At 66.9% G+C, this 3,534-nt stretch carries 4 protein-coding genes; all 4 read left to right on the forward strand.

Annotated features, from left to right (window positions below; translation table 11 throughout):
- Window positions 1-196, forward strand: a 196-nt coding sequence (locus tag VNS22_RS01890; protein WP_325729036.1) for a hypothetical protein, incomplete at its 5' end; no start/stop codon positions are given.
- Between the two features lie 91 nt (window positions 197-287).
- Window positions 288-1,367 (forward strand): hypothetical protein, encoded by a 1,080-nt coding sequence (locus VNS22_RS01895; protein WP_325729038.1) that lies wholly within the window; start codon window positions 288-290, stop codon window positions 1,365-1,367.
- The gene (locus VNS22_RS01900) at window positions 1,364-3,148 is read left to right on the forward strand and encodes a bifunctional DNA primase/helicase (RefSeq protein WP_325729040.1); all 1,785 of its coding nucleotides are present in this window, start codon (window positions 1,364-1,366) and stop codon (window positions 3,146-3,148) included. Before VNS22_RS01895 ends, VNS22_RS01900 begins: the two co-directional genes overlap by 4 nt.
- Before the next feature lie 47 nt (window positions 3,149-3,195).
- Window positions 3,196-3,534: hypothetical protein (locus tag VNS22_RS01905; protein WP_325729042.1), on the forward strand; the 339-nt coding region annotated here is incomplete at its 3' end.

Raw genomic sequence — 3,534 nt, forward strand, 5'->3', positions numbered from 1 at the left:
CGCCTACACGGCACGCATGGAGCGCGAGATGAACCAACTCGATGCCCGGCGCGCGCTGCTTCATGCGCGGCTGGAGGCGCTCAGGAGCACCCATGGTGAAATTCATGGCGAGGTTCGCGCTATGGCGGGAACGGCGCTGGACGGCTCTTGCCGAAACGGCGACGCGCCGCGCGGAAGCAGCGCGCCGGCACGCTGACCACTGGCTGGCCCGGTTCCGGAGGCGGCGATGAGGAACACAGTATCAACCCGGGCAGCCGGCTGGCTCGTGGCGGGGGAGGGGCACTGACATGGCGCGCATCCGCAGCATCCACCCCGGCCTGTTCACGGACGAGGCCTTCATGCAGCTGACCGTGGAAGCGCCGCTTGCTGTCCCGCTGCTGATCGGCCTCTGGACTGAGGCGGACGACCGCGGCGTCTTTCTGCTTCGCGCGCTCACCATCAAGGCGAGGATTCTGCCGGCGGCTCAGGCTGACATCGGGGAGCTTCTCGGTGCCCTGGAGCGGCTGAACTTCATCCGGCGGTTCCGCGTGGGGGAGCGTGAGTTCGGAGCGGTTCGGAACTTCTGCAAGTTCCAGCGCCCGAAGAAGCCCAAATACCTCTACCCGCTTCCGCACGATCTGCATCTCTACGTTGGATCGGGCGGAACCGGTTCGGAACTGAGCGGCAATGATGACCTGACCAGTTCGGAACCGGAGAGCGACGAAAGGGGCGCGAGTTCGGAACCGGTTCCCCCTTCAGATCCTCAGAGTTCGGAACCGGTGGGGAACCGGTTCGGAACTGGTGGGGAAAAGTCTCCGCAGATAGGAGGAGGGAGGAGGGAGAAGGAGGAAGAGAAGAAGATATCGTCCGATTTCGGTTCGAAAGCGCCTGCCGAGCTTGAGCTTCCCGACCTCGCTCTGGCGGCTGGCCAGGCGGACCCTGACCCTCCAGGGCCGAAGCCCCGAAGGCGCAGCACGGACGAGGAGCCGGACGGGTTCGCGGAGTTCTACGCCGCCTACCCGCGGAAGGACGCCCGGCAAGCGGCTGCCAAGGCCTTCCCCGTGGCGATCCGGGCTGCTGGCGGGCTGAACCCGCTGATGGAGGGGCTGCGGCGGTACCGGTTCAGCGATGAGCCGAAGTTCGTCCCGATGGCGGCCACCTGGCTGAACGGGCGGCGCTGGCAGGACCAGGGCGTACCGGCCGTGCCCGACCCGGCGCCGACGCGACGCTACGACCCACGGTACTTCGACCGCCCACCGGCAGAGGTCCGCAGCCTGCCGAAGCCGCGGCCCGGTTCCGCCGAGTTCGACGCCTGGGATCGCGCGATCGACGGCTTCATCACCCCGGCGCCTGACAAGCCCGGCTCAGGCGTGAGGACCCCGCTGTGAGCGCCGCGCACTCGCTGGCGGAGATCTTCGCCGAGCACGGCCTCAGGCCACGCAGCCAGGCGGCCGGGCACACGGAGAAGCTGGTCTGCCCCTGCTGCGGTGGCGGGCGGAGCCGGGAGAACTCGCTCAGCCTGTCGATCGACACCGACGGCATGGGGGCGGTCTGGAAGTGCCACCGGGGCCACTGTGGGTGGACCGATGGCGGGCGGATCCAGACCGAGCTGCGCACGCTCCCGGCGCGCCGGTCCCCGGTGAGCCTCGCCTCGCAGAAGCCCGAGCCCCATCCCGTGGAGGAGCAGGTGCGGGATGAGCGCCTGTACGGCTGGTTCGAGGCTCGGGGCATCGGTCAGGAGACGGTGGACGCCTTCCGCTGCTACGGCGCCAGCCACTGGTTCGCCAATGGCGGACAGCAATGGGCGGTGGTGTTCCCGTACTACCATCGCGGCGAGCTGGTGAACCGGAAGTTCCGCTCGGCCGACAAGCAGATGATGCAGGATCGGGCGCCCATCCCGACCCTGTTCAACATCGACGCCATCGAAAGCCCGGACGAGGTGATCTGGGTCGAGGGCGAGCCGGACGTCATGGCGCTCCATGAGGCCGGCTTCCGGCAGGCGGTGACCCTCAAGGATGGTGCCCCCGACAGGCTGCGCGCCGAGAACGACCCGGCGCGGCTGGCGGACAAGCGCTTCGCGGCGCTCGGGACGCACGAGGACCTGCTGTCGAAGGTGAAGAAGTTCTACCTGGCGGGCGACATGGACGAGCCCGGCCAGGCACTGCGCGAGGAACTGGCGCGCCGGCTGGGCAAGCACCGCTGCTGGATCGTGACCTGGCCGGAGGGCTGCAAGGACGCCGGGGATACGCTGGCGCGCCATGGGGCCGAGGCGATCCATGCAGCCATCGCGGCCGCGACGCCTATCCCGATCGACGGCATCCAGTTCCTCGGAACCGGCACCCTCCTGAAGCTGCGCCATGGCCATCCGCCCGAGGTGCTGACGACCGGGGCAGGGGCGACAGACCAGATCCTGGCACTCCCTGGTGAAGGACGCCTGATCGTCGTCACGGGCATCCCAAACCACGGCAAGTCCAGCTGGGTGATGTTCGTGAAGGTGCACCTGATGGCGAAGCACAACCGCCGCTTCGTCGTCTTCTCGCCGGAGATGCAGCCCTGGGAGAGCTACGTCGCCCAGTGCGTTCAGATCCGGTCAGGCAAGCCGTTCTGGCCTCGGCCCGATTGCGCGAGCATGTCGGACCAGGAGATCAGCGAAGCCGAGGAGTGGTTCCGCGAGCGCATGATCATGCTGGTCTGCGATGCCGAGGATGATGCGCCGACCCTGGACTGGCTGCTTGAGCGAACCCGGATCGCGCTTCTGCGGCATGGTATCACGGATCTCCTGATCGACCCTTGGAACGAGATCGAGCATCAGCAGGGAAACCTGACGGAGACGCAGTATGTCGGCCGGTGCCTCCAGCGCCTGCGCTCGTTCGCGCTCCGCCACGGGGTGAATGTCTGGATCGTCGCCCATCCGACCAAGCTTCAACCCGAGAAGCCCGGCGGCAAGGTCAACCCGCCCGGCATGTACGACATCAACGGTGGGGCGAACTGGGCCAACAAGGCAGACCTGGGCATCACAGTTCACACGCCGAAAGGCATCACCGAAATCCATCTCAACAAGGCCCGTTTCCGCCGCTGGGGAAGGCGAGGGGTGAAGGCGGAACTCGAGTTCAACAACGTCTCTGGCCGCTACAGCACGCCTACGGGCTACTGCGGCGACGACGAATGAGGAGAAGCTTCATGACCACTTCAGCCGCTCTCCAGGAGGCCTGAAGAATGCCAACCGCCAACCTGATCCCCGCCTCCCAGGCTCTGATTGGCTGGAACACCAATCAAGCTGGCCGAGTGGTTGATGTCTTCGTCATCCTGGACGGCCGGGGCGAAGACTGGAACCTCACCGGCGTTCCTCCGGATTGGGATTCCGCCGAGTACACCGCCGGGGCCTGCTTCACCGAGTGGCTGAAGGGCTCTCGCGACATGACGCCGGAGTTCGTCTTCAGCGAGATCCTGGTGTTCCACGGCTTCGCCGACAGTCAGGTGGCCGAGAAGGCCATCGCCGAGTTTGCAAAGATCAAGGAGTGCGCCTGGGCGCGGGCGATGGTGCCTACGCAAGCC

It is taken from the genome of Geminicoccus sp. (assembly GCF_035556675.1).
GTDB lineage: Bacteria > Pseudomonadota > Alphaproteobacteria > Geminicoccales > Geminicoccaceae > Geminicoccus.

What these genes read in the sequence shown, in the direction of transcription:
- VNS22_RS01895 (WP_325729038.1), top strand. Translation starts at nt 288, where the DNA reads ATGGCGCGCATCCGCAGCATCCACCCCGGCCTGTTCACGGACGAGGCC.